The following is a 25,147-nucleotide window of genomic DNA, read 5'->3' as shown; positions in this document are numbered from 1 at the left end:
TCCGGAAATCCCGCTCGTGACCAGACGGGTTGTTGACGACGCCGGGGAATTCACGTCCCGGCGTGGAAACGCTCATGGTGCTGACGCAGATAGTCCTGGCCGTAGTCGTTGCCGTTGGGCGTCCGCACGATGGTGTGAATGTGGTTCCGCGCGTGGTGGTCGTTGTCGAACATGATGCCGCGCGAATGCTCGAACTCGATAAGGATCACCGGGCTGTGCACGCGGTAATAGAAGACGCCGTCAGGATTCGGATGTCCCACCCATGCGAAATGGGTTTCGCTGAGATGGTCGACGACCTCGACCATTCTCGCCTCGGCGCTTTCCTTGCGTTCACGTCCCACGTACACCGCGATCAGGTCCAGGGCCAGGGCGAGTTGTCGCGGGGTGAAGGTCGAGAACGGGGCGCCCTGGTAGTCGAGTTCGTAGTTGTCGCGGCCCGCACCGGTGAACAGGTCGGGCGGCATGTCGGTGTGCAGCGTGGCCGCCGCCCGCTGCACGTCTGTCAGCGACTTGTACAGCGCGCTGCCGGTGTCCTGCTCGGCCTGCAACGCCCAGGTGCCGACGAACGTCCCGTCGAAGGCCGCGACGGGCTCTGCGCCCAGGAAGGTCGGAGTGGTGACCAGTCGGCCGTCGACGACCGTGCAGTTGACGTTGACGTGGTGCCCGTCCAACTGCCAGCCCCACGGGCTGCTCGGTGCCGGTTCGCCGTACAGGCTGAACCAGTACATCAACTCGTTCAGGTCGGCGACCTCGTCGCGGATCTCCCCGATCGTGCGGTTCAGGCGCATGCAGTTCAGCACCGCCTGGAAGCCGCTCTCGCTCAGGCTCTCCCGCACCACGTCCAGCGCGCGGTCCCGCGCCGTCGCGTCCAGGTCCTCCAGCAGCAGACCGTGCCGCAGCAGGTTGACCGACGGATTCGCCCACTGCCGCCGCGACGGATCGTCCAGCGGGAACCGCGTCACCTGCCGCTGCCCGTCGCTCAGCGCGTCCAGGTAGGTCCGTGCCGCGCCGTCCACCGCCGACAGGTCCGCCGTCCCGCGCGTCCGGTCGAAGAGGCCGGCGACCGGTCCGGCCGACGTCGTGACACCCCGGAACGGCTCATGGCTCGCCGCCTCCAACCGCTCCCGGTCCCGCACGATGTTCGGCTGGGCCACCGTCCGCACCCGGCTGCTCAGCCCGCTCCGGTTCCGCAGTCCCGAAGGCCAGTCCTCGTACGGCATCAACGTCCGCTCCCCACCGGCTCGTCGGCCGTCCGCCTCGCCAGTCGGGGGTAGACCCGCAGCGCGTTTCCCGCGTAGATCGCGGCTCGGCCGCCCTCGTCCAGTCTCGGGGCGGCCTCGACGTACCGCCTGGTGTCGTCGTAGGCGTGTCCGCTGACGGGGTCGATCCCGCGGACGGCGCCGATCATCTCCGACCCGAACAGGATGTTCTCGACCGGTACGACCTCGGTCAGCAGGCGTACGCCCTGGTATCCGTACAGACATGTGTCGAACCACAGGTTGTCCAGGACGCTCTCCTCCAGCGGCGGGTAGCCCAGTTCCTGTGCCAGGCCCCGGTAGCGGCCCCAGTGGTAGGGCACCGCCCCGCCCCCGTGGGGAAGGATCAGCCTCAGCGTCGGGAAGTCCCGGAAGAGCCGTGAGGAGAGCAGGGTCATGAACACCGTCGTGTCCGCGGCGAGGTAATAGCCGCCGGTGGTGTGGAAGTTGGGGTTGCACGAGCCGCTGACGTGGATCATCGCCGGCACGTCCAGTTCGACCATCGCCTCGTACAGCGGGTACCAGGACCGGTCGGTGATCGGCGCCCCGGTCCAATGTCCCCCGGACGGATCGGGGTTGAGGTTGCACCCGACGAACCCCAACTCCTCGACGCAGCGCCGCAGTTCGGACACGCACTCCCTCGGAGCCGCCTGCGGGGACTGCGGCAACTGGCACACCGGCGCGAACCGGTCCGGGTAGAGCCTCGACACCTGGTGGATCAGGTCGTTGCACGCCCGAGTCCATGCCGCACTGACCTTCGGGTCACCGCGGTGGTGTGCCATCGCCGAGGCCTGCGGGGAGAACAACGTCAGGTCGATCCCGCGCTCGCGCTGCAACCGGAGTTGCTCCGGCTCGATCGCCTCCCGCACCTGCTCTTCCGACAATCCCCGCGGGCCCGCCACCGACAGAGCCGCGATGTCGGCACCCGGCGCAAGCAGCGCCTCGTGGAACTCCGCCAGCCCCGGCGGAGCCGTCGTGAAGTGGCCGTGACAGTCGATGATCACCGCGTGTCCCTCTCCAGTCCGGCCAGCATCGGCCGCAGCCCGCCCAACTCGACGCTCAGCTCCCCCGCGGCGAACCGCGGCCGGACGGCCTCCTCGTTCTCCGTCCGCGCCTGCGCGTTCGCCAAAACCCCTGCGGCGTCGGCCCGTTCGACCGCGACGACCCCGTCGTCGTCGGCGACCACGACATCCCCTGGGTTCACCACGACCCCGCCGCAACTGATCGGGACGTTCACCCAGCCCGGCGACACCTTGACCGTCCCGCTCACGGCGACCGCCCGCGCCCACACCGGGAACTCCATCTCCCGCAGGGACCGCACATCGCGCACCGCGGCGGCCAGGACCACGCCCGCCAGGCCCAGCGCCCTGGCCGACGTCGCCAGCAGGTCGCCGAACATCCCGTGCTCCGACGGTGCGGTCACCCCCACCACCAGCACGTCACCCGGTCGGCACTCGGCCAGAGCGGCGTGCACCATCGTGTTGTCACCGGCGTGGTTCAGACAGGTCACCGCCGTACCGGACGCGGTCAGGCCGGGAGTCACCGGGTGGATGCCGTGCATCGCCCCGGTCCGCGCGTTGGCCTCGTGGACGGTGGCCACCCCGTGCTCGCCGAGGGCCTTGGCGACCGCGCCGTCCGCACGGTCGATGCTGGTGATGATCCGTGGCCGCAAGGGCATGTCACTTCATCCTTCTCAAGTCCTCGTCAGATGCTTCTCGATGGCTCTCGGGTGGCGGAACTCAGAGTGCGAACAGGTCGTCGACATTGCCGACGGGACGGCTGATCAGCCGTTGCCGCAGTGCGGCCCGGCCGGCCAGCTCCACGGCGGTGCGGACCGCGTCCCGGCCGTAGCGGACCGGCGAGGGCACCTGGCCCCCCGACCCGTCGGCCGGCGGCAGTTCGGCCTTGTCGATCCCCGCGGCCAGGTCCTCGTAGACGGCGGCCACCACCTCCGGCATCCGCTCCAGCACCGACCGGGTCACGACGACCATGTGGTTCACCGGGACGGTCTCGTGCCGGGCGTACCAGCGCAGTGCCGCCGCGACCGGGTCGGGGACCACCGACTCCAGGTCCGGGTTCTCCTGACCGTTCAGGATCGCGGCCGTCAACCCGCCCGCGAGCAGCTCCTGCTTCAGGTCCCCGGCGTTGCGCACCACGTTGTCCGGCTCGGCGTACTCCACCACGTGCGGGTCCTCGGTCGTCACCCACGTGACGTCACCCGCGCCGACGCCGTACTCCTCGTCCAGCACCGACCGGGCCCACATCCCCATCGTGGTGCTGTACGCCCGCACCCCGACGCGCTTGCCGACCAGGTCCTCCGGCTCCCACGCCGGACCGCCCGGCGGACGCCGGATGTTCCCGTGATGGAAACCCCCCACCATCACCACGGGCAGCAGCAACAACGGCTTGCCCGCCTCCCGCGCCTGGAGGTACGTCGCCAGCGCCATCTCGCACACGTCGTACCGCTGTCGGCGCACCATGTCGTGGAACGCCGAGTGGACCGGGGAGATCGCCGGGAACGACACCCCCACCGAGGCCAATTCCGTCCTGGACCTGATGAGTTCGGTGTGCGGGTGGTTGCCCAGCACGATCGATATGGAAGGGGTCATGGGTCTGTCGTGTCGCTTCCTGTGCAGGCCGGCTGTCGGCAGGGGGCCGGGACCGATCGGGCCTATTCGACTTCGACGAAGAGGTCCTCGACGGCGGGACGGGAACGGACGATGTTCTGGTCGACTACGGCGTCGAGCAGGGCGTCGATGCTTGCCAGGTTGGCCTCGATCCCGTACGGCAATGGATCGTCGCCGACGATGGAACGCATCTGCTGGAAGTGGTCGAACTCCTTGCCCGCGCCTTCGCCCGCGCGCAGGCTCGCCAGGAACGGCTCTTTCGCCGCCTCCAGCGCCTCCCGCAACGCCCCGCAGAAATCCGGGTGTTGACGCACCACCGATTTCCTCACCACGACGACACCGTGCAGGGGGTACACGCCGGTGGCGCGGTAGTAGGCACGCGCCAGTTCGTCGGTGTTCTCGAACAACGGGTACGCCACTCGCCCCGCCGGACCACCGGTGCTCTCGTCCCAGCCCTCCCGCGGAGGTCCCGACCGGCCGATCCCCGCCGGGCCCGTGAACGCCGCGTCGATCTCGCCGGCCTCGAACAGGTCCGCCAACGACATGCCCGCGGGCGCCTGACGCACGTTACCCGGCAGCTCGAACGACTCCACATGTTCCTCGTCGTCCACGATCCACGTGATCGAGTTCGCGTCCACCCCGTACTCGGTCCGCAGCAACGACCGCGCCCATACCCCTGTCGAGACGGTGTACGCCCGCACCCCGACCCGCCGGCCGCACAGGTCCGACGGCTTCTCGATCCCGCTTCCCGCACCGCACACGATGTTCGTGAAATGGAACTCGCGCCCCAGGAACACCGGCAGCGCGGTGATCTCCACCCCCGCCTCCCTGGCCACCACGTATGTCGTGGGCGCCAGTTCACACACATCGAACTCCAGCCGCCGCACCATCCTCCGGAACGCGGCGATGATCGGTGACACGTCGACGAATTCCAGGGAATATCCCGGCACTCCGACCTCGCCCGAGACAAGGCGCTTGGTGTGTTCATGGGAGCCCACTGCCGCGGAAAAACACGGCGGATTCTCAGTGGTGGACATCTAAACCCTTCCGAATTCGCGCAGACAGATGAATCGTCGGCTGTGGCGTTCCCCTTTCATCGAAGGTAACAGTCGGAATTCACCGTGAGTAGCCCCGTCGTCCGAATCCGAGTGATGCCCAACCTGCATCACCCCAGCCGCGGAAACTCGACCGGCCGGAGTCTCGGAGGATGAGGGTGTCGCACCGGGCCCACGAGGTCTCCACCACGGGCCGACGTCGTCGATCTGGCCGAAGAAGCATGGGCCGCGCAGATCCCCGGGATCGGTCACCCGGGCCAGTCCGATCGAGCAGGCGCCGGGGCACCCACCCGCTTCCGACCAGGCAAGACGCAGCCTGTGCGAACCACTCCGGAACCCTGGCCGGCGGCCACCGCGCAGCGTCGGACGGCCGCCTCTGATGCAAATCCCACAACACTCGGATTCGACTGACGAGGGCTACTCAGGCCACATACCCGCTGTTACCTTCTACGCAGACGAGCGACATTGATTGGCCCTTTTCTCAGCAATGACGGAAGCCCGTACTTCGCACCGTGCACTGGATTGACCGGGCACTGGATGAGCGGTCCATCGGCTCGAATGTCACGGAATTGACCCAACGCAGTGGGAGGTGTACGGATGTCGATAAATGTGCCCGTCTCAATGACGAGAGGGCAACGGGCCGGCGTACCGGATCTGATGAAAGTGTCGGCGAAGATCGCGCTGGCGGTCGTTCTCGGTGCCGGCTTGATTTCCTGTGGCGGCGCCGCGACGCAGTCGTCGAAAGGCGACGGCTCGACGCTCACGGTCTACGAAGGCAGCGCTCCCCCGACGCTCAACCCCATGCTGCAGTCGAGCAAGCAGGTGACGAACAACCTCGCCTACGACAGCCTCCTCGTTCAGACCGGATACACGACCTTCCAACCCGAGCTCGCCAAGGCCTTCCAGTACGTCGGCACGGGCAATCGAGAGGTCCGGATCTCACTCCGCGAGGGCGTCCGGTTCTCGGACGGCAGCACTCTGACCGCGCAGGGCCTGGAAGCCTATGTGAAGGCGGTGATCCAGGCCAACGCCATCTCCACGGACACCTTCCCGGTGTCCGGGTGGTCCACCCCGGACCCGACCACGCTCGACATCAGGTTCTCGCGGGCCTTTCCCGACGCACAGCTCCAGTTCGACCAGAGCGGCGCATTCGGCACCCCGGTGAGCGCGAAGAAGCTGACATCCAAGGACCTGGGGGTCGCCACGTTCGGGGCGGGCCCCTACACGCTCGACGCCGGCTCGACCGTGGCGGGCACGACCTACACCTTCGTACGCAACCCCGACTACTTCAACCCGGCGCTCCAGCACTGGAAGCGGGTCGTGGTCAAGGTGATCGGGAACAACGCCTCGAGGCTGGAGTCGGTCCAGGCCGGCAGCCATTCAATGGAGCAGGGCACGCCCTCGGAGGACAAGACCGCCCGGGCCGCAGGGCTCAACACGGTCAGCAATCCCGCGACGAGCATCTACGGCATCCTCCTTCTGGACCGTCAGGGCAAACTCGTGCCGGCGTTGGGCAACCTGAAGGTGCGTCAGGCGTTGAACTACGCGATCAACCGGCCCGCGGACGCGAAGGCCGTCAACGGCACGCCCACCGAGCAAGTGGCCGCCGCCGGGTACTCGGGGCATTACGACACGAACGTCTACTCCTACGACGTGGCGAAGGCCAAGGAGTTGCTGACCGAGGCCGGATACCCGCACGGCTTCACGCTGCCGATCATGTACGAATCGACTGACCCCCTGTCGTCGACCATCGCCCAGGTGCTCGCTCCGCAACTCAAGGCCATCGGTGTGAGCGTGCAGTTCAGGACGGCCCCGAGCATCCAGGCATACGGCAGCGAGATGGGCAGCGGGAAGTATCCCGCGGTCATCCAGCAGATGCAGGGCATGGCGTTCACCGTCACCACGGCCCGCATCTTCACGCCGGGCGGTCTGTTCAACCCCATCGAGACGGCGCCGCCGTCGGCGAGCTACCAGAGCCAGTACCTCGCCGCGAGCGCGGCGAGCGGCGCGGCGGCGACCACCGCCTGGGCGAAGCTCGGCCGCTACATCACCGAGAACGCCTGGCTGGTGGACGTCGTCGGCCTGCCGAGCACCTACTACGCGAGCAAGGACCTGAAGGTGCCCGGCGCTTGGGGCGTGTTCCCCGATCCGGTGTACATGACTCCGGCGAGCTGAGACAGGGGAGAAAATGTTCTTGGTTCTCGCGCGCCGCGCCGCGATGGGGATCGTCGTCCTACTGGTGGTGTCGGTTCTGACCTTCACTCTGGTGGCACTGACCCCGGGCAATGCGGCGCAGTCGATCCTGGGTTCGACCGCCACCCCCGCGGCGGTCGCCCAGCTCACGAAGAAACTGCACCTCGACGAACCGCTCCCCGTCCAGTACTGGTCGTGGCTGAAGGGCGCGCTGCACGGTGACTTCGGGACCTCGCTGACCACCGGCGAGCCGGTCACCCACATGATGGCGAGCCGCTGGCAGCCGACGTTGTCCCTGGTGTTCCTGTCGACCCTGGTGAGTGTGGTGATCGGCATCTTCCTCGGTGTCGTCTCGGCATTGCGCGGTGGCTGGGTCGCCAGGGTTGTCGACATCGGCGGGCTCGTGGCGTTCGCGGTTCCGGGATTCCTCATCGGGATCGTCCTGATCTACGCGTTCGCGCTCAAGCTCGGGCTGCTTCCACTCAACGGGTACGCCCCGCTCGACGAGGGCGTGAGCCCGTGGCTCAGGACGTTGGTCCTGCCGGTCGTCGCGCTGTCGTTCGGCATGGTCGGCTTCATCGCGAAACAGGTCCGGCAGTCCATAACGGATGTGATGCACAGCGAGTTCATCTTCACCTATGTCACGAACGGGTTCTCGCGCCGGTCCGTCATCTACAGGCACGCATTGCGCAACGCCATCGTGCCGGCGATGTCGTACATCGGCGTCCAGCTCGTCTCGGTCGTCGGAGCGACGGTGCTGATCGAAACCGTCTTCGCTTATCCCGGCGTCGGCAGCCTCGCCGTCTCCGCGGCGACTCAGCACGATCTGCCGGTGGCATTGGCGGCGGTGCTGTTCTTCACCGCGTACGTGATTCTCGTGAACATTTTCATGGACATTCTGTACGTGGTGCTCAATCCGAAAATCAGGATGGCGTCGTCATGACGAACGCGGTGAGCGAAACGCTGCCGACCGGGCGCCGCAGGCCCGCTCGCAAGGCTCGTACGGTGACCTGCTGTGCGTACGCGTGGATTGCCCTCGTGGTATTGACCGCCTTTCTCGCGCCGGTCATCGCGCCGGGGGGAAGCGACGTGCAGAACCTCTCGGCACCTTTCCAGGGGCCGGGCGGGAGTCATCTCCTGGGCACCGACGAACTCGGCCGGGAGCTGCTGGTGCGGCTTCTGTACGGCGCCCGTCCGACGCTCGTGGCCACGGCGATCGTGGTGGTGCTCACCGTCGTCCTCGGCGGCTCGGCCGGCATGGCGGCGGGATATCTCCGGGGGCGGTTCGACGACGCGGTGTCCGCGGTCTTCGACGTCCTGCAGTCCGTGCCGCCGGTGCTGATCAGTCTCGTCGTGTTCGCCGTCTTCCCCTACGACCTCTACGTCGTGATGGCCGCCACGGCGGTCTTCCTGAGCCCGATCATCTACCGCGTCGTCCGCGGGGCGACCTTGACCTTGGGCGGCGAACTGTACGTCACATCGGCGCGAGCGACCGGCTTGTCGCACCGGGCGGTTGTGCGGCGGCATCTCGCGCCACGCCTCGCCGATCTGATCAGGGTGCAGGCTTCGATGATCGCGGCGGTGGCGCTGACGACCGAGGTCGGCCTCGGGTTCCTCAGCCTGGACGTCGCGCCACCCGCGCCCAGTTGGGGCGGAATGCTGAGTGACGCGACGCAGTACCTGACCTCCGATCCGTGGATGATGCTTCCTCCACTCCTGGCGATCGCGGTGACCATCGTCGCGTTGGGCGTGCTCGGCGAGGTCGTCCAGAGTCCGGCCGGTGCACGGCGCCGCTCGCGCCGGCTGCGGCGTGCGGTGCGCGGCGTGGTGCTGGTGCCTCGTCAGCGGGTGGGAAGTCGGGCGAGCGGTCTCCCGGCGGGAGGCGTCGTCGGGACGGACGAGGACGGTGTGTTGCTCCGCGTGCGGGACCTGACGGTCTCGACGGTCGGCGCCCAGCCGGTGAAACTGGTCGACCACGTGAGCTTCGATGTCCGTCGTGGCGAGGTCCTGGGACTCGTAGGAGAGTCCGGAGCCGGGAAATCCGTCATGGTGCGCGCCCTGGTCCGCGTCTTCCGCAACACCACGGTCGAAGGCGCCGTAATGCTCGGCGGCGTCGATCTGGTGACCGCCGGCGAAGACGTTCTCGCCGGGATACGCGGCAAGCGCATCGCGTACGTCGGGCAGGATCCGATGTCGGCGCTCGACCCGATGTTCCGGATCGGGAACCAACTCGTCGAGGCCGTCCGCCGCCACCGCGGTCTGGGCAGGCAGGAGGCGCGCGAAGCGGCGTTGCGGCTGCTTGAGGCGGTCCGTATCCAGTCTCCGGAGGAAGCGTTCCGGAAGTATCCGTTCGAGATCTCCGGCGGCCAGGCCCAAAGGGTCGCGATCGCCTTGGCGTTGGCGGGGGAACCGGACCTGCTCATCGCGGACGAGCCGACGACCGCCCTGGACGTGACGATCCAGAAGGAAGTCCTGGGGCTGCTGAAGGAACTTCGGCGACAGCGCGAACTGGCGATCGTCCTGGTAACCCACGACTGGGGTGTGGTCGCGGACATGTGCGATCGAGTACTGACCGTGTACGCCGGCGAGATCGTCGAGATCGGCGAGACCCGCGACGTCCTCAAGCATCCGGCGCATCCGTACACGGCGGCCCTGCGTCGCGCGGATCCGCATCTGCAGTCGAGGGGTTCGAGGCTCCTGGTCATCACAGGACGGATGCCGTCGGCTCACGAGCGGCCACCCGGCTGCCGATTCGCGGAGCGTTGCCCGATGGCCGCGGACGAGTGCGGAGCGCACCCGCCCCTGTCGTATCTGGACGTGGACGAGACCGGGCACGCGAGCCGATGCGTGCACGGCACGGAACTGCGGGAGGGGGTGGCGCATGTCTGAAGTCCGAGGCCCCGACGAGCAGTTGCTGTCGGTCCGCGATCTGGTGGTCGACTACGGCATGAGGCACCGCAGGCCGCCGTACCGCGCGGTCGACGGAGTGACGTTCGAGATCGGGCGCGGTGAGACGCTCGGTCTGGTCGGTGAATCCGGGTCGGGCAAGACGACGATCGCGCGGACGATCCAGGGACTGGTACGGCCGACGAGCGGCACCATCCGCGTCAATGGCTCTCCCGTCACGACCCGCCACCTGGCCGACCGAAGAGAACTGGCGTCCGTCGTCCAGACCGTCTTCCAGGATCCCTTCGGATCCCTCAACCCGTCCCGGCGCATCGGCTCGATCGTCGAGGAGGGACTGCTGGTGCACGAGCGGGGACTGACTCGGGCGGAGCGGCGGCGTCGCGTCGCCGAGGCACTGGAGCGGGTGGGGCTGCCGCCGGAGACGGCGCAGCGCCGTCCCGCGGAACTCTCGGGCGGACAGCGGCAACGAGTCGCCATCGCGCGGGCGGTGATCACACGTCCCGCGATGGTGATCTGCGACGAGGCCGTCAGCGCGCTGGATCTCTCCATCCAGGCACAGGTGCTCAACCTTCTCGCGGATCTGCAGGCTGAGTTGGGGATCAGTTACCTCTTCATCACCCACGATCTCGCGGTCGTCCGATACATCGCGCGACGTGTCGCCGTCCTCGAACAGGGCCGGATCGTCGATGTGTTCGCGAGCCAGGACGACGACCGCACCGCCTGGAGCCCCTACACGCGGCGGCTCTTCGACGCCGTTCTGATTCCGGACCCCGACGCGCGGCGAGCCGGCTGAAACGCGGCCGCCTCGTCGCCGGACACACATTCAAGACGGGAGATTCACGAAAACATGGAGCACAACGCCGCTTTGATCCGGCTCGCCCACGGAGTGCCCGGCGCCCTGTACCGACCACGTGGTGAAGCCAGGGCCGGGATCGCCGTCCTCGTCATGCACTCCGATGCGGACTACCTGTCCTTCTCGGCAGGCGACGAACTGAGTGCACGGGGGTACCACGTCCTGTGCGCGAACGTCGCCGAAAAGAATGCCGGCCTGGACCGCAAACTCGTCGATGTCAGCCATGCGATCCGCTTCCTGAGGAGCTTTCCGGGTATCGAGAAGGTCATTCTGCTGGGCCACAGCGGCGGCGGAACGCTGCTGAGCGCCTATCAGAATCTCGCTGAGAACGGCGCCAAGGCCTTCGCGGGCCCGGAGAAGCTCGTGAAGTGCTCGACCACGCTCGACGGCCTGCCGCCCGCCGATGGCCTCATGCTCCTGGACTCCAACTGGGGCAACGGGGCGATGCGGTTGTTGAGCCTGGATCCCGCGGTCGTCTCGGAAGACGGAGGTGTACGGATCGACGCGAGCCTCGACCTGTTCAATCCCGCGAACGGCTTCTCCCCTGACGGCTCGACATATCCGGACGAGTTCATCCGCGCGTTCCAGCACGAACAGGGCGTACGGAACAACCGTCTGATCGACGAGGCGTTGCGGCGATTGCGGCTGATCGAGAGCGGCTCCGGTCGATATGCCGACGACGAGCCTTTCATCGTTCCGGGCGCGGCACACGGCTTCCGCAACAACAAGCTGTATCCGCAGGACACGCGGTTGATGTCACGGTCGAGGGAGGCACGCGATCTGCTCCGGGCGGACGGATCGCTGTCCCGGGAAGTGATCAGGTGCGTTCGGCCGCCCCAGAACGACCGGTCGTACACCGCCTCGTACCACTCCGGCGCACTGGCCACCACCGTACGGACCTTCCTGGACTCGTACGCCGTGCGGACCACCGACGCCTACGGATACGACGAATCGAGTCTCCGCGGAGTCGACTGGTCGTCGAGCTACAACACGGCCGTGGGCAACGTCCGCGGCATCGCCGCGCCGCTCCTCGTCATGGGGATGACCGCCGGCTGGGAATTCGCCGCGGCCGAAACCATCTTCGAGAGCGCGACCAGCGAGGACAGGACGCTGGCGTTCATCGAGGGGGCCAATCATCAGTTCAAGCCGATGACTGCACTGGAAGACCATCCTGGACAATTCGGCGACACCATGAGGTCCACCTACGACTTCGTCGACCGGTGGATTCAAGAAAGGCCTGGGATTTGCGCCTGATTCCGGACCGACAGAGAGCGTGGAACAGATGTTGACCGTCAAGGGCAAAACCATGATCATCTCGGGTGGTGTGGGCGCGAAAGGACTGGCCATCGTACGGACGGCGCTCGAAGCCGGAATGCAGGTGGCGATCCTGAGCGGATTTCACCAGAAGGCACTCGGCGCCATCGCCAAACTCGATCCGAAGTACGGGGACCAGGTCGTCGGCTTCGCACAGGATCCGCAGTTCAGGCTCGCCGACAATCTCGCCGACGCACCGGAGCTCTACACCGAAGAGAGCACACAGGAAGACGTGTTGAACTGGATCAGCGATCGATTCGGTGGCATAGACGTCGTCGTGAACGGCACGGGCTCCCACGAACGGCACACCCTCGAAGACACCGACAGGAAGATCTGGCGCCATTCCATGGACGTCACGGAGGACGCCTTCTTCAACACGAAGGCGGCCCTGCCGCACCTCAAGAAGAGTGATGCGCCGCGCGTCATCAACCTGACCACCTGCGACGGCAGATGCGGGGGGTGGGACCTCAACCCGTCGTTCGCCGCCGCCCGCGGAGGGCTGATCTCGCTGACCTACGAGATGGCCCGGGAACTGGGGCCCTTCGGCATCACGGTCAATGTGGTGGCCACCGGGCACATCGAGGAGGATGTGCCCGACCTGGACACCCTGCCTCCGCTGGTACGTGCCGACCTGCTGGCGAAGACCCCGCTGGGACGCATGTGCGCTCCCCGGGACGTCGCCGGCGCGATCATGTACCTGGCGAGCGACGAGGCCTCGTTCGTCACGGGGACCGTCATCGACGTGAACGGCGGGGTCGTCACCGGTTGATCCGAGAGAGGACCAGCGACAATGACCGACCGCGGCCCCGACAGGGCGGCGGGCCGCACCGACTCGGACGCGGCCGCCGAGCAGCTCGTGCGCGTCGGCTCCGTCAGGGAGCTGCTCGACGAAGGCCGACGCATCGTCACGACCGTCGGCGACCACGAGATCCTGACACTGGCCGTCCGTGGCGACATCTACGCCGTCGCCAACATCTGCACCCACGGGACGATTTGGCTCGACATCGGCGATGTGCATCCGGACACCCTGGAGATCCAGTGCCCGTTCCACGCCGGGCGCTTCTCCCTGACGACCGGGGAAGCGACGAAGCTGCCGTGCCGCATCCCGCTCCAGACCTACGACGTGGTCGTCCGCGGGGACGAGGTCCTCGTACAGGTACCGGCGGACACGGATCGACCCACCCGCCTCTGATGCAGATCGCACATCACTCGGATTCCAATAGACGGGCTACTCAGTCGGCATTTCGACTGTTACCTTCGACAAAGAGGGACAACATTAGCCACTCCCTCACTTCGAAAAGCAGCAATTCTTCCGGATGCAAAGGACGGAAATGAGCGAAGAATCAGACGCGAAGAAGGTTGTGCTCGCGCACAGCATTCACCACACCAACGTCCCGGTCACCGACCTCAGGCGAACCGCGGAATGGTACGGGAATGTGTTCGGCCTGACGCCGATCAACGTCAGCAAGTGGGTACCGGACGCCACCACGCTGCTGATGAGCAACGGCAACTTCCACCTCCATTTCGAGCTCTACCCCTCGGTCGAGATCCCGGTCTCGACGGTGGACCACCGGCGCGGCGAGCACCTCTTCCACACCTGTGTCGAGGTCGAGGACTGGGACACCTTCGTCGCCAACCTGGACCGGCTCGGTATTCCGTACGAGGACTACAAGGAGCGCCCGCAGGACAAGTCCAGGTCGGCGATGATCATCGATCCCGACGGGCACGGCCTGGAGATCGCCTGGCACGGAAACCGGGACTGGTGACCGGGACATGCCCTACGCGACGACGGACGAACTCGACGTCTACTACGAGTCCCACGGTGCGGGCCGCCCGCTCGTGCTCCTGCACGGCGGAGGCGGCAATCATCTGGCCTGGTGGCAGCAGGTCCCCCACTTCCAGGACCGCTACCAGGTCATCACGATCGACTTCCCGGGCTACGGCCTCTCCCGCTCGAAGAGCGGCGAGTACGACAACGCCCAATACGCCGACGCCATCCTCGCCGTGCTGGACCACGCCGGCCTCGACCGGGCGCTGCTGCTCAGCCAGTCGGCGGGCAGCTACGGCTCGCTGAAGCTGGCCGTCACCCACCCGGAGCGGGTCGCGGGCGCGGTGATGGCGAGCAACCTCAGCCCGGTCGGCGACGAGATCTCCGAACTCGACGACATCGGCCGCGCCGCGGTGCGGGACCTTCCGGTGAAGGACTTCCTGCTCCTGAAGGAGTTCCAGGAGAAGGAGCCCGAGAAGGTCTTCCTCTTCTTCCAGATGGGAAGCATCAACACAACCGGTCCCGGCCGCTCGACGCCGAGCCGGAACTCCGTCAAGAACTCGATCCGGGTGCAGCAGATCCGCGACGCGATCAACGCCGGCGTGCACATCACCTTCATCCAGGGCACCGCCGACCTGATGATGTATCCGCCCGCCTACGACCGCCTCAGGGAATTGCTGCCCGAAGCGAACGTCGAAATGGTCGAGGGCGCACCGCACTCGGACTACTGGGAGAACCCGAAACGCTTCAATTCCGTGGTCGACAACATCCTGGAGCGGTTCTACCCCCAGGCATGAGCGGGGAAGCCGGCTGACGGCCGGCCGGTGTCGCCGGTGGGCGGCTGGATGCGGGGGGCTGCGCAGGCGTGGCTGGTCCTGACGCTCACGCACTCGGCCACTGTGGTCGGCGTGAGGGCCGCTGTGCAGAGTATCTGCTGGCCGTTCAGTCCCTGGTGCTGGGAGTGAGCGGCGCGTTCGAGAAGCCGCCCCGTAAGTCGAGGCTCCTGGAACCAGCGGGCGCCGAGCGCTTGGTCAACGCCGTCTCCCTCTACGCAACCTCGGTCAATCTCGCACGGGTGGTGGAGCCGGCGATCGCCGAAGGGCTGATCGCGGCGTCCGGAGTCAGCGGCTGCTCCTGGTCAACGCCATCAGGCTCGTGCCGACTGACGGTGCCGCCGGCGATGACGGGTCTGGTCGGCTGTCCGGCGTTCGAATGGCCGGTCTCACTGCCGTGTATGGCGGACAGCGGGCTGCGGGTGGGCTCGGCGGGGCTCGGGTTCATGACCGCGGCGATGTCGACCGGCCCGGCGGCGGGCCGCCGGTGGACGGGTCCCCAGATATCTGGTCCTGTCCTCGGCAGACACGGGCATCCCCCTGGCGGCTGCGGCGCTCACCACCGACCTGGCCGTGGAACTGGCCGTGCCGATCCTGGTGGCCGCCGGCACCATGATGTTCATGTCGGGCGGGAACGCCACACTGAAACTGACGGCTGGTCCGCAAATGCGCGGCCGGATCATGGCGTTGTGGACGGTGTGCTTCCACGGGTCCAGCCCGATCGGCGGCCCGCTCTCGGGCGCCGCGATGAACGCGGCCGGGGCCCGCGCCGGACTCGGCCTCGCCCCGGCGACGCGCTCCGTACGTTCCATACATCGGTCACCGGCTGCCGAGCTCGGGGGCTCCCCGGATGCGGCCCTCGGCCGGCCCGGAGGACACCAGGTGAGCGACCCCGCGCCGCACCCCACCGCTGATCCGCCGTAGGCCCGACCACCGGTGAAGCCAAGTCAAAGGGGCCTGCCAATAGTGCATTCAGAAGATGCGCCACCGGTAGGTCCCCCGTGTTGACCTGGAAATCGACGAGATGGTCACATGACGAAAGATGTCCTCAAGGGCGAGGAGGGAGTGGGATGGACCAGTTGACCATCATGCGCAGCTTCGTCGGCGTGACCAAGGCCCTCAGTTTCCGCCAGGCAGGCCGTGAGTTGGGGATCTCGGGTTCGCTTGTATCGCGTCATGTGGCCGAGCTGGAAAGGAAGTTGGGAGTACGGCTCGTCAACCGTACGACCAGGGCCATCGGTCTGACTCCCGCCGGCGTACGGTACGCGCAGTTCGCGAAGCGCATCATCGACGAGATCGATCACGAACAGGCCGCACTGGGCGACATGCACGACAAGCTCGAAGGTCCCCTCGCGATAATGGGGCCCAAGTGGGTGGGCAGCAAAGACGTCGTCGACGCCGTCATCGAGTTCTCCGCCCGATACCCGGAGATTCATATCCGGTTCGAGGTCAACGGACTGTCCGAGCGCGCCTACGACTTTCTTGAGCACGGCTTCGACGTGGCGTTCCACACCGGCGATGTGACGTTTCCGACCCGCCATGTACGTAACCAGAATGTCGTCCTGCGGAAGATCGCCGACCTCGACTTCAAGCTGTGCGCGTCACCGGGCTACCTGCGGCGCAAGGGACAGCCCGCCGAGGTGACCGACCTGACCGACCACGACTGCCTCGTCAACACCAACTACCAGATCTGGCACCTACGGCACGCCGGGCACGACGTCCACCTGAAGATCAGCGACCCGGTCTACTCGGCCAACAGCTACCTAAGTCTCCGTAAGGCGGCCCTGGCCGACCGCGGGATCGCGCTGCTGCCGGTCGGCCAGATCAAGGACGAACTCGCCGACGGCTCCCTGGTGCGTGTGCTGCCGGGAACCGAGGTACCGGAACGGCTGTTGTACGCCCTGCGTCTGCCGGACGATCAGAGCCCGGCCCGGGTCCGCCTGTTCGTGGATTTCCTCGCCGAGCGCTTCCGCCGCAAAGCCACCCCGCCGGCTCTGCCCGCGTCAAAGATCATGCAGGGCATCTCCTGAGCGGACAGCCACTCAGCGATTGCTGAAAATCTCGTCGCACATATTGCTCACAATCTTGCCGGACGGTTAGGTTCTCGTAGACACACCGGCACGCCCGGACACCACTCAGCGCTCGCGGCACACCCTCCGCACCGGGCTCACCGGTTGGCAGCCGCCCCTGCGCACGGCGTCGACGCCCTGTCCGTCGAGGTCGTCCTTCGCCCAAGTCCCCTTCTCCCCCACGCAGTTCACCGTTCCCGATCACAGAGTCAGGAGCTGGGAACCATGACCACAACGAGACCGTTCAGCAAATCCGCCATCGCCTTCGCCGCCGTGGGGGTACTCGGCCTGGGGCTGCTGTCCCCCGTCGCAGCGGACGCCCTGCGCGCCGGAGCAGGCCCCGTCGCCGCCACGCACCCCTCCTCGCTGGTGGTGCGGACCGACGCGGGCAAGGTCCGTGGCGACAGCCGGACCGGCTACGACGAGTGGCTCGGCATCTCGTACGCCGCCGATCCCTCCGGCGCCAACCGGTGGAAGCCCCCGCAGCCCGTGGCCAAGTGGTCCGGGGTGCGCAATGCCACCGCCTTCGCCAACCGGTGTGCGCAGAACAGCGGTTGGGACCCGGGCTACGAGAAGACCATCACCAGCGAGGACTGTCTCGCCCTCAACGTGTACGCCCCGGACAAGGCCAAAGCGAACGCACCCGTCGTGGTCTGGATCCACGGCGGCGGCAACACCGGCGGCGCAGGCCAGGACACCGACCCGCGCAAGTTCGTCGACCAGACGGGCGCCGTCGTCGTCACCATCAACTACCGCCTCGGCGCCCTGGGTTTCCTCAACCTGCCCCAGCTCCAGACCGAGAACAAGAACGGCCCCGGCAACTACGGACTGCTCGACCAGCAGGCCGCCCTGCGCTGGGTCCACACCAACATCTCCCAGTTCGGCGGCAACCCGAAGAACGTGACCATCGCCGGGCAGTCCGCGGGCGCGAGCGCGGTCTGCGACGAACTGGCCTCGCCCACCGCCAAGGGCCTGTTCACGCACGCCGTCATCGTCAGCGGCGGCTGCAGTCTCCAGACGGCCGCCGCGGGGCAGACACAGAGCGCCACGTTCGTGAAGACCGTCGGCTGCGACACCGCCTCCGACGTCCTCGCCTGTCTGCGCGCCAAGCCCGCCGCCGAACTCCTCGCCGCACAGAAGACGGCGGGCATCTCACCGTCCGTCGGCGGCACGGCCTTCCCGCTCAACCCCCAAACCGCCGTCCAGACAGGGAACTTCAACCGTGTCCCGGTGATGCTCGGCCAGACCAACAGCGAACGCGGCCTGTTCACCTTCCAGAACTACGACTATCTCGGAACTCCGATGACGGCCGCCGTGTACGAGCAACAGGTGCGCGCGACGTACGGCGCCAACGCCGACAAGGTGCTCGCGGAGTATCCGCTCAGCGCCTACAAGACACCGGGTGAGGCCTGGACCGCCGTCCAGAACGGCTCGACCTCCTACACACGCCGGCAGTTGTTCACCGCACTGTCCCGCTATGTGCCCACCTACGCCTACGAGTTCGCCGAGAACGACACCCCGCACTTCACCTCGATCTACCGCCTCCAACAGAAGAGCACGACGGCACGCGACTTCCCCTTCGGCGGCGCCATCCACGTCGACGACCTCGGCTACATCTGGGACTACCTCGGCCAGACCCTGCCGTACGACGACGACCAACTGGAACTGTCCCGGCAGATGATCACCTACTGGGGTGACTTCGCCGCCTCCGGCGACCCCAACGGAGCGCGGACGCCCAACTGGCCGACGTACAAACCCGCTACGGGCGCGCTCATGTCCCTCAAGGCATGTGACACCGACCCGGCGAGCAACAAGGCGCCGGCGGCGTGCTCCAAGGTCAGCGACGGTTTCGCCGCCGAGCACGACCTCACCTTCTGGGCAAGCCTGCCGACGAGTTGACGGTCGCCCACGGCAGCCGGCGTCCGGCCCAGCGTCCGTCCCATGGGGCGGGAGCCCGCCAACTCCCGCCCCACTTCTGGAGGTTCCACCGCCATGCTCTCCTTCCTCACGGGCCGCGGCACAGCGGCGCTCCGCACCCTCGCGGTCCTGGCCGCCGCGCTCGTCCTCACCGCGGGCGGTGGCCCGGCACACGCCGACAAGAGATCCGACACCGCACACGGCCTCGCCCCGCAGGTCGTCCACACCGGCACCGGACCCACCGGCTACCAGGTCACGTTCCGCTACAGGGACCCCGACGCCACCAGCGTCCAGATCAAAGGCGAGTGGTACTTCGCCAACCCTTACAAGCTCTCCGCCCTGGCCGGCGACAAGGACACCACCATCGCCACACCCGGGCTGCTGCCCGCGCAGTGGGAACCGGGCGACATACCCATCGGCTCCCCCAACTCCTCCGCGGCCAACTGGCCGGTGACCACGATGACCAAGAACTCCCGTACAGGCGTGTGGTCCTACACGGTCCCGCTGCCGTCCGGAGTCTTCAACTACGGCTTCTACGTAGACTGTTCCAGCTCGACGCAGACCGGCTGTGCTCAAGTGGCCGATCCGAGCAACCCGCCGTGGAACACGAGGAGCGGCCGGACCACCGGCTCGGCCCAGGCCCTCAGCCAGGTCTACGTTCCCTCGGATCCCGAGTTCGGGACGGTCGACTACGGCTGGCAGGCTCCCGCCGACGGCGAGCAGGGCAAGCTGACAGACATCAGCTATCCGACGTCCAGCCCGATCATTCCCGCGGGCACGAACCGCCTGGCCGTCTACACCCCGCCCGGCTACGACACGCACCGGTCGAAGCCGTATCCGACGCTCTACCTGTTCAGCGGGGGTGACAACGAGACGGACTGGAGCACCCAGGGCGATGTGTCCAACATCCTGGACACACTCATCGACACCGGGCAGATCCAGCCGATGGTGGTCGTGATGCCCAACTCCCTAGGAGAGACGGACGACTCCAGCGGATATCCGGCCTTCGACGCCAACGTGACCGACAACATCATTCCTTACGTCGAGTCGCACTACCGTGTCTCCACCTCCCCCGCCCAGCGGGCCGTGGGCGGACAGGGCTTCGGCGGCTCGGTCGCGATGTCGCTGCTGTTCCAGCACACCGACCGGTTCGGCTTCTACGGGGTGCTGAGCCCCGGCGTCATCGCCCCCTTCACCGTCCCGGACGCCTCGGACATCACTGACGCGCAGGTGGCGGCGATCAAAAAGACGGGAGTCTTCGTCGGCGGCGGCTGGCAGGAACCGAGCGTCACGCCCAGCGGCGTGCACGGAGCGGGGCACTCCTACCACGCCCGCGTGGTGTCCACCCTGGCCGAGAAGGGCGTCGGACTGACCGCGGACTTCGTCAACGGCGGCCACGAATGGTTCGTCTGGCGCCAGTTGATCAGGGACTTCCTCACTCGCACCGCCTTCTTCCCGCCCGTGACGGGGTGACCCGGCGCCCCCACACCTCACACCCGCCCTCAGGTCGGCTTGCGCCACACGGAGATGTGCTGTGCGGAGTCCTGCGTGAACGGTGCTCCATCCCAGTCCGCGACGCGACGTTCCAGTTCGAGCCCTGCGATCCGTGCCATCAGGTCGAGTTCCGCCGGCCAGGCGTACCGGTGACGGGAGTTGCCGCGGCGGTAGCGGCCGTCGTCGCCGTCGCGGGTGAAGTGGTGCGAGACGAGAATCTGCTCGACCAGGTCGAAGGTGTCGAAGCCGAGATGCCGCTCGGAGACGTCGAACGGCACCGCGACCTGGCCGGGCGGCAGCAACCGCAGCGGTGGTACGCCCAGCTCGATGACGAATCGGCCGCCGGGCCGCAGATGTCGCGCGGCGTTGCGGAAGCACTCGACCTGCTCGTCCTGAGTGAGCAGGTTCGTGATGGTGTTGTAGACGAGATAGACCAGGGTGAACTCGCCGGGGACGACGGTGGTGGTCATGTCCCCGACGGCGACCGGGAGCATGCTCTCGTCGACCTTGCGCCGCAGGACCGCTGTCATGTGCTCGGACAGTTCGATGCCCACCACCGGCACGCCGCGTTCCCTCAGCGGGACGCCCACTCGTCCGGTTCCGATGGCGAACTCCAGTGCCGGGCCGTCTCCGGCGAGTTCGGCGAGGAAGTGGAGTGTCGGTCCGAGGACGGCGGCCGAGGTCATCTCGGTCTCTTCGGCGTCGTAGCGGTCGGCGGTCGCACGGGTCCACAGTTCACTGCTCGTCACGGGCGGCCACTCTGCCGGGTGCGGCGGGCGCTGTCGACGCATTTACCTTGCCCCGGCCCGGGCTTCTCGGCGCGGCGTTCACCGTCCGCAGGCCGTCCGGCGTCGGCGCCCGGACCACAGACAGATGTCAGTGACCTGACCGGGTAATGCCGTCGGCGAGCTGTCCGACCACACTCAAGATCCCCTACCCGAAGGCGGTCGGCGCGGACCAGGACGCCGAACACCAACACGATGAGCACCGTCAGTTGTTCATCGGACCGCTTCCGCGCCTCAGTACCAGAAGCCGACCTTGGCGTTGACCCATTCACTGGCTGGCCTTCGTCCCGAGGTTCACTGACCGACCCCGAGTTCACCCAGCCGCGAAGGCAGAGCAGAGGAGACCGTCCGAGGCGGATCAGTCTTCGAGTTCGTGCCGGACGCGCCGTGAGGGCTGGAAGGTGTAGAGGTCCAGGATGTCGGGGGGTTCGGCCAGGCCGGGGCCTCCCTCTTCGACCCAGGTGGTGATGTCGGCGGTGGCGCCCGGGTCGTTGACCTGGCCGAGCCAGACCGGTCGCCCGCCGACCTTGCGGCCTTCGGCGGAGGGCTGGATGACGATGACGTTGGCGCGCTCGCACGCGTCGAGGCAGTCGGTCCGCCGGATCATCGCCACCCCGGCCAGCGCGGTTCGCAGGTCGGCGAGTTGGGCTTCGTGGTCGAGGCGGGGGACCTTGGTCAGGGTTCCGCAGCAGCACCCGCGGCAGACGGTGACCGTGCAGCGGGCACCGGCAGCCGCGTCGGGGGCGGCCGTGCGGGCGCGTCGGGGGCGTTTGCTCATGCCGTGTCCTTGGCGGGTCGGGGCCATGCGCGTTCCCGCAGCAGGCGCAGGCCGTTGAGGCCGACGATGACAGTGGAGCCCTCGTGTCCGGCGACACCGAGCGGCAATGGGAGCGTGGCGATCAGGTCCCATGCCACCAGCGCGGTGATGAAGACCCCGGCGGTGACCAGGTTCTGCATGACCAGGCGACGGGCCTGGCGGGAGAGGGTCACCACGGCGGGGATCGTGGCGAGTTCGTCACGGACGACGACGGCGTCGGCGGTCTCCAGAGCGAGGTCGGATCCGGCCTTGCCCATGGCGAAACCGGTGTGTGCGGCGGCCAGGGCCGGGGCGTCGTTGACGCCGTCGCCGACCACCAACACCCGTCGCCCCTCGGTCTCCCATTCCTTGACGGCGGCGGCCTTGTCCTGGGGCAGGAGGCCGGCGCGTACGTCCGTGATGCCGACCTCCGCCGCCAAGTGGCGGGCGGCGCGTTCGTTGTCGCCGGTCAGCAAGACCGGTGTGCGGCCGGTGAGTTCGGTGAGCGCGGTCACGGTCGCCTTGGCGTCGGGGCGGAGCCGGTCGGCGATGCCCAGCACCCCGACCGGTGCGCCGTCGCGCAGGACGATCACCGCAGTACGCCCTTCGCGTTCGAGGGACTGCACGACGTCTTCCGGCTTCGGGGCGCCGGTCCGGGTGAGGCGGGCCGGGGAGCCGACCTGCACGGTGCAACCCGCGATGACGGCAGTGACGCCCTGACCGGGTACGGAAGAGAAGTCACCCGCTACCGCGATGCCGAGGCCGCGGTCGCGGGCGGCCAGGACGACGGCGCGGGCAAGTGGGTGCTCGCTGGGGTGCTCGGCCGCCGCCGCGAGAGCCAGTAGATCGTCGTCGTCCAGGCCGGAACCGGGCAGGGGACGGATGTCCGTGACGCGAGGGGTGCCCTCGGTGAGGGTGCCGGTCTTGTCGAGGGCGACGGCGTCGACCTGGCCCAGGCGCTCCATCACGACGGCGGACTTGGCCAGCACGCCATGGCGTCCGGCGTTGGCGATGGCGGACAGCAGCGGCGGCATCGTGGAGAGGACCACCGCGCAGGGCGAGGCGACGATCATGAAGGTCATCGCCCGGAGCAGGGCAGGCTGGAGGTCAGAGCCGAAGGCGAGCGGTACGACGAAGACGGCGAGGGTCGCGATGACCATGCCGATCGAGTACCGCTGCTCGATCTTCTCGATGAAGAGCTGGGTGGGGGCCTTGGTCTCGGAGGCTTCCTCGACCATCTTCACGATCCGTGCGATCACCGAGTCCGCCGGATCACGCTCGACCCGCACGCGCAGCGCACCGGTGCCGTTGACGGTGCCGGCGAACACTTCGTCCCCAGCCTGCTTGGCCACCGGCAGGGGCTCGCCGGTGATGGTGGCCTGGTCGACGTCGCCGGCCCCTTCCAGGACCTGCCCGTCAGCGCCGACTCGCTCGCCGGGCCGTACCAGGATGGTGTCCCCGATCCGCAGGTACTCGGCGGGGACCAGCTCCTCCCGACCGTCCGGCAGGAGCCGGGTAGCGGTGGAGGGGGTGAGGTCGAGCAGTCCACGCACCGAGTCCGCGGTGCGCGCGGTCGCCACCGCCTCCAGGGCGCCGGAGGTCGCGAAGATGACGATCAGCAGCGCCCCGTCGAGGACCTGACCGATGGCGGCGGCGCCGAGGGCGGCGACCACCATCAGGAGATCCACATCCAAGGTCTTGTCCATGAGAGCCTTCAGGCCCTCCCACCCCGGTTCCCAGCCGCCCGTGATGTAGGTGACGGCGAACAGCGGCGCCCACGTCCACGCGGGGGCGTCGAGCAGGCTGAGCGGGAGAGCGACCAAGAACAGGACCAGCGCTGCCAGCGCCCACCGGGCCTCCGGTAGCGCCAGCACCCGCGTACGGCGCCGGGGCACTACCGGGCGCGGCCCGGCAACAGCGCACGTCGGCCTCTGATCCAGGACGGAAGACACGACAAAAACAACCCTTCACGGGCGGATGGAGCAACAGCCTTCACCATACAGGAACACCTGAACAGGTCTTCATTCGTACTCGGTATGATGTCCGCATGGGCCACGGAACCGACACCGCCAGCAGCGCCACCACCCGCGAGCGCCTCGACGCGGTCGGCACCGCCGACGTCGCCGCCACCCTCCAGGCCCTCGCCACGCCCTCACGGCTGTACATCCTGGCCCGCCTCCAGGAGGGCCCCTGCTCGGTCAGCGACCTCGCCAACGCCGTCGGCATGGAAGCCTCCGCCTGCTCACACCAGCTCCGCCTCCTGCGCAACCTCGGACTGGTCACCGGCGAACGCCACGGCCGCTCGATCGTCTACGCCCTCTACGACAACCACGTGGCCGAACTTCTCGACCAGGCGCTCTTCCACGTCGAGCATCTGCGTATGGGAATCCGCGACACCCTGGTTGCCGCCGACGAAGAACCGGCCGGGCCGTAGCCGGGCACCCACTCCGCCCCCGGCGCCCAGCCACCCCCCTCTCGAACCGCAGCCCGCTCAAGAGCGAGACCCAGGAAATGGCCACGCCCTGAGACAGCACGTGGGCATTGGTGTGAGTCGACATAGAGAACCAGGTCACAACTTCGATATATGACAGGTGCGTTGAGATCCCACAAAATGATCCACGCCCGTACACACGCGTGCGTCCACCGGAGAGCGTCGACTCGACCCACGACTTCAGCCGTTACCCGGCCTGGGACAGTTACTCCTCTCCCCGACTCACGGCAAGGCTGACAGCAATCGAGTCCGTCAGCTCCGCGCGTGCGGATTCTCCTCGACGACAATGGAACGTTCGACGAGCCCCACGTGAGCGGATAGAGCCGAAACAATGTCCGTCAGCAATGGGGCTCCTCCGGGACTTTTCGGGGACTTCCGGCCGCATCAACCGGCACGAACGCGAAACAGCGGAAAGGTCATTCGCGCAGGTCAGCTGTCATCAACCGCCCATCACTGCAGGTCACCCCGTTCACTGGTCTCTTCCGGGACAGCTGACCAGAAGGAACCAGCAGCTCTGCACTGAGCGTCGCCTGCCCTCGGCGCACCATCGTTACTCGCCACCTTGACAGGGCCTGGCCTGCGCAACAGGTCGCCTGACACCCATCAGGACGAGCGTCATTTCGGCGTCACGATTCGCCCGTAACGCCCACACCGCACATAATGCGCTGACACAAAACCACAGGTCAGGGACACCTTGGCCACCGGCTCAAGGATCGCCACGCACTCCACATGGTGAGTCACAGAAAACGGTTCCAGATGGGTGCGAGACGGAGGCGAACCCTGTCATCG

The 25,147-nt window shown here is 67.5% G+C and carries 23 protein-coding genes; 14 read left to right on the top strand and 9 right to left on the bottom strand.

What is annotated here, in order from left to right; all coding sequences use genetic code 11:
- Window positions 1–50 precede the first annotated feature (50 nt).
- The 5 genes from ABZT04_RS31010 to ABZT04_RS30990 form a co-directional block, all read right to left on the bottom strand.
- Window positions 51–1,220 carry a DUF3500 domain-containing protein gene (locus ABZT04_RS31010; RefSeq protein ID WP_356060296.1) on the bottom strand — a complete coding sequence of 390 codons (1,170 nt, stop codon included), beginning with the start codon at window positions 1,218–1,220 and terminating at the stop codon, window positions 51–53.
- A complete protein-coding gene (locus ABZT04_RS31005; RefSeq protein ID WP_356060295.1) occupies window positions 1,220–2,260 on the bottom strand; it encodes an amidohydrolase family protein in 1,041 nt (346 codons plus the stop codon). The genes ABZT04_RS31010 and ABZT04_RS31005 overlap by 1 nt, the downstream gene beginning before the upstream one ends.
- Entirely contained in the window at window positions 2,257–2,934 is a 678-nt protein-coding gene (locus ABZT04_RS31000; RefSeq protein ID WP_356060294.1) for a 4-carboxy-4-hydroxy-2-oxoadipate aldolase/oxaloacetate decarboxylase, read from the bottom strand. The genes ABZT04_RS31005 and ABZT04_RS31000 overlap by 4 nt, the downstream gene beginning before the upstream one ends.
- A 61-nt stretch (window positions 2,935–2,995) precedes the next feature.
- Window positions 2,996–3,865, bottom strand: coding sequence for a hypothetical protein (locus ABZT04_RS30995; RefSeq protein ID WP_356060293.1), 870 nt, complete (start codon window positions 3,863–3,865; stop codon window positions 2,996–2,998).
- Window positions 3,866–3,927: 62 nt separating this feature from the next.
- Window positions 3,928–4,803, bottom strand: coding sequence for a 4,5-dihydroxyphthalate decarboxylase (locus ABZT04_RS30990; protein ID WP_356060292.1), 876 nt, complete (start codon window positions 4,801–4,803; stop codon window positions 3,928–3,930).
- 936 nt (window positions 4,804–5,739) lie between these two features.
- Between ABZT04_RS30990 and ABZT04_RS30985 the strand changes: the two genes are divergently transcribed.
- The 9 genes from ABZT04_RS30985 (at window position 5,740) to ABZT04_RS30945 (ending at window position 14,770) form a co-directional block, all read left to right on the top strand.
- On the top strand, window positions 5,740–7,113 hold the full coding sequence (locus ABZT04_RS30985) for an ABC transporter substrate-binding protein (protein ID WP_356060291.1): 1,374 nt from the start codon (window positions 5,740–5,742) through the stop codon (window positions 7,111–7,113).
- A 19-nt stretch (window positions 7,114–7,132) separates the two neighbouring features.
- Window positions 7,133–8,074: an ABC transporter permease gene (locus tag ABZT04_RS30980; RefSeq protein WP_356060290.1), complete on the top strand. Its 942-nt coding sequence runs from the start codon at window positions 7,133–7,135 to the stop codon at window positions 8,072–8,074.
- A 101-nt stretch (window positions 8,075–8,175) separates the two neighbouring features.
- Complete coding sequence (locus tag ABZT04_RS30975; RefSeq protein ID WP_356060289.1) at window positions 8,176–10,020, top strand: dipeptide/oligopeptide/nickel ABC transporter permease/ATP-binding protein; 1,845 nt, start codon at window positions 8,176–8,178, stop codon at window positions 10,018–10,020.
- Entirely contained in the window at window positions 10,013–10,831 is an 819-nt protein-coding gene (locus tag ABZT04_RS30970; protein ID WP_356060288.1) for a dipeptide/oligopeptide/nickel ABC transporter ATP-binding protein, read from the top strand. The genes ABZT04_RS30975 and ABZT04_RS30970 overlap by 8 nt, the downstream gene beginning before the upstream one ends.
- Window positions 10,832–10,885: 54 nt before the next feature.
- A complete protein-coding gene (locus ABZT04_RS30965; protein WP_356060287.1) occupies window positions 10,886–12,145 on the top strand; it encodes an alpha/beta hydrolase in 1,260 nt (419 codons plus the stop codon).
- 28 nt (window positions 12,146–12,173) lie between these two features.
- Window positions 12,174–12,974 carry an SDR family oxidoreductase gene (locus ABZT04_RS30960; protein WP_356060286.1) on the top strand — a complete coding sequence of 267 codons (801 nt, stop codon included), beginning with the start codon at window positions 12,174–12,176 and terminating at the stop codon, window positions 12,972–12,974.
- Window positions 12,975–12,995: 21 nt separating this feature from the next.
- Complete coding sequence (locus ABZT04_RS30955) at window positions 12,996–13,397, top strand: Rieske 2Fe-2S domain-containing protein (protein WP_356060285.1); 402 nt, start codon at window positions 12,996–12,998, stop codon at window positions 13,395–13,397.
- Window positions 13,398–13,536: 139 nt separating this feature from the next.
- On the top strand, window positions 13,537–13,971 hold the full coding sequence (locus ABZT04_RS30950) for a VOC family protein (protein ID WP_355909072.1): 435 nt from the start codon (window positions 13,537–13,539) through the stop codon (window positions 13,969–13,971).
- A gap of 7 nt (window positions 13,972–13,978) precedes the next feature.
- Window positions 13,979–14,770, top strand: a complete 792-nt coding sequence (locus tag ABZT04_RS30945; protein ID WP_356060284.1) for an alpha/beta hydrolase — start codon at window positions 13,979–13,981, stop codon at window positions 14,768–14,770.
- 250 nt (window positions 14,771–15,020) lie between these two features.
- On the opposite strand, the gene ABZT04_RS30940 is transcribed toward ABZT04_RS30945, so the two are convergent.
- Window positions 15,021–15,254, bottom strand: a complete 234-nt coding sequence (locus ABZT04_RS30940) for a hypothetical protein (RefSeq protein ID WP_356060283.1) — start codon at window positions 15,252–15,254, stop codon at window positions 15,021–15,023.
- 125 nt (window positions 15,255–15,379) lie between these two features.
- Here ABZT04_RS30940 and ABZT04_RS30935 point away from each other — a divergent pair, with 125 nt between their 5' ends.
- The 4 genes from ABZT04_RS30935 to ABZT04_RS30920 all read left to right on the top strand — a co-directional run bounded on the left by ABZT04_RS30935 (window position 15,380) and on the right by ABZT04_RS30920 (window position 20,265).
- Window positions 15,380–15,730 (top strand): hypothetical protein, encoded by a 351-nt coding sequence (locus ABZT04_RS30935; RefSeq protein ID WP_356060282.1) that lies wholly within the window; start codon window positions 15,380–15,382, stop codon window positions 15,728–15,730.
- Window positions 15,731–15,876: 146 nt separating this feature from the next.
- Window positions 15,877–16,836 carry a LysR family transcriptional regulator gene (locus ABZT04_RS30930; protein ID WP_356060281.1) on the top strand — a complete coding sequence of 320 codons (960 nt, stop codon included), beginning with the start codon at window positions 15,877–15,879 and terminating at the stop codon, window positions 16,834–16,836.
- Window positions 16,837–17,100: 264 nt separating this feature from the next.
- Window positions 17,101–18,774, top strand: a complete 1,674-nt coding sequence (locus ABZT04_RS30925; protein ID WP_356060280.1) for a carboxylesterase family protein — start codon at window positions 17,101–17,103, stop codon at window positions 18,772–18,774.
- A gap of 42 nt (window positions 18,775–18,816) precedes the next feature.
- Window positions 18,817–20,265 (top strand): alpha/beta hydrolase-fold protein, encoded by a 1,449-nt coding sequence (locus tag ABZT04_RS30920; protein WP_356060279.1) that lies wholly within the window; start codon window positions 18,817–18,819, stop codon window positions 20,263–20,265.
- Between the two features lie 29 nt (window positions 20,266–20,294).
- Here the strand turns inward: ABZT04_RS30920 and ABZT04_RS30915 are convergent, their stop codons facing one another.
- The 3 genes from ABZT04_RS30915 to ABZT04_RS30905 all read right to left on the bottom strand — a co-directional run bounded on the left by ABZT04_RS30915 (window position 20,295) and on the right by ABZT04_RS30905 (window position 23,807).
- Window positions 20,295–21,035: a class I SAM-dependent methyltransferase gene (locus ABZT04_RS30915; protein ID WP_356060278.1), complete on the bottom strand. Its 741-nt coding sequence runs from the start codon at window positions 21,033–21,035 to the stop codon at window positions 20,295–20,297.
- A gap of 394 nt (window positions 21,036–21,429) precedes the next feature.
- Window positions 21,430–21,849 carry a (2Fe-2S) ferredoxin domain-containing protein gene (locus ABZT04_RS30910; protein WP_356060277.1) on the bottom strand — a complete coding sequence of 140 codons (420 nt, stop codon included), beginning with the start codon at window positions 21,847–21,849 and terminating at the stop codon, window positions 21,430–21,432.
- The gene (locus tag ABZT04_RS30905) at window positions 21,846–23,807 is read right to left on the bottom strand and encodes a heavy metal translocating P-type ATPase (protein ID WP_356060346.1); all 1,962 of its coding nucleotides are present in this window, start codon (window positions 23,805–23,807) and stop codon (window positions 21,846–21,848) included. Before ABZT04_RS30905 ends, ABZT04_RS30910 begins: the two co-directional genes overlap by 4 nt.
- Before the next feature lie 107 nt (window positions 23,808–23,914).
- Here ABZT04_RS30905 and ABZT04_RS30900 point away from each other — a divergent pair, with 107 nt between their 5' ends.
- Window positions 23,915–24,301, top strand: a complete 387-nt coding sequence (locus ABZT04_RS30900) for a metalloregulator ArsR/SmtB family transcription factor (protein WP_356060276.1) — start codon at window positions 23,915–23,917, stop codon at window positions 24,299–24,301.
- Window positions 24,302–25,147: the final 846 nt, after the last annotated feature.

The sequence above is a fragment of the Streptomyces sp. NPDC005492 genome (genome assembly GCF_040605995.1).
Taxonomy (GTDB): domain Bacteria; phylum Actinomycetota; class Actinomycetes; order Streptomycetales; family Streptomycetaceae; genus Streptomyces.
The sequence above is the reverse complement of the archived record's forward strand: the minus strand, read 5'-3'. Positions and strand labels throughout refer to the sequence as shown.

Bases quoted from the DNA above. Each gene is read 5' to 3' on its own strand.
- ABZT04_RS31010 (WP_356060296.1), bottom strand. From the start codon at position 1,220: ATGCCGTACGAGGACTGGCCTTCGGGACTGCGGAACCGGAGCGGGCTG.
- ABZT04_RS31000 (WP_356060294.1), bottom strand. From the start codon at position 2,934: ATGCCCTTGCGGCCACGGATCATCACCAGCATCGACCGTGCGGACGGC.
- ABZT04_RS30995 (WP_356060293.1), bottom strand. From the start codon at position 3,865: ATGACCCCTTCCATATCGATCGTGCTGGGCAACCACCCGCACACCGAA.
- ABZT04_RS30985 (WP_356060291.1), top strand. From the start codon at position 5,740: ATGCTGCAGTCGAGCAAGCAGGTGACGAACAACCTCGCCTACGACAGC.
- ABZT04_RS30970 (WP_356060288.1), top strand. From the start codon at position 10,013: ATGTCTGAAGTCCGAGGCCCCGACGAGCAGTTGCTGTCGGTCCGCGAT.
- ABZT04_RS30965 (WP_356060287.1), top strand. From the start codon at position 10,886: ATGGAGCACAACGCCGCTTTGATCCGGCTCGCCCACGGAGTGCCCGGC.
- ABZT04_RS30960 (WP_356060286.1), top strand. From the start codon at position 12,174: ATGTTGACCGTCAAGGGCAAAACCATGATCATCTCGGGTGGTGTGGGC.
- ABZT04_RS30955 (WP_356060285.1), top strand. From the start codon at position 12,996: ATGACCGACCGCGGCCCCGACAGGGCGGCGGGCCGCACCGACTCGGAC.
- ABZT04_RS30950 (WP_355909072.1), top strand. From the start codon at position 13,537: ATGAGCGAAGAATCAGACGCGAAGAAGGTTGTGCTCGCGCACAGCATT.
- ABZT04_RS30945 (WP_356060284.1), top strand. From the start codon at position 13,979: ATGCCCTACGCGACGACGGACGAACTCGACGTCTACTACGAGTCCCAC.
- ABZT04_RS30940 (WP_356060283.1), bottom strand. From the start codon at position 15,254: ATGAACCCGAGCCCCGCCGAGCCCACCCGCAGCCCGCTGTCCGCCATA.
- ABZT04_RS30930 (WP_356060281.1), top strand. From the start codon at position 15,877: ATGGACCAGTTGACCATCATGCGCAGCTTCGTCGGCGTGACCAAGGCC.
- ABZT04_RS30925 (WP_356060280.1), top strand. From the start codon at position 17,101: ATGACCACAACGAGACCGTTCAGCAAATCCGCCATCGCCTTCGCCGCC.
- ABZT04_RS30920 (WP_356060279.1), top strand. From the start codon at position 18,817: ATGGGGCGGGAGCCCGCCAACTCCCGCCCCACTTCTGGAGGTTCCACC.
- ABZT04_RS30910 (WP_356060277.1), bottom strand. From the start codon at position 21,849: ATGAGCAAACGCCCCCGACGCGCCCGCACGGCCGCCCCCGACGCGGCT.
- ABZT04_RS30900 (WP_356060276.1), top strand. From the start codon at position 23,915: ATGGGCCACGGAACCGACACCGCCAGCAGCGCCACCACCCGCGAGCGC.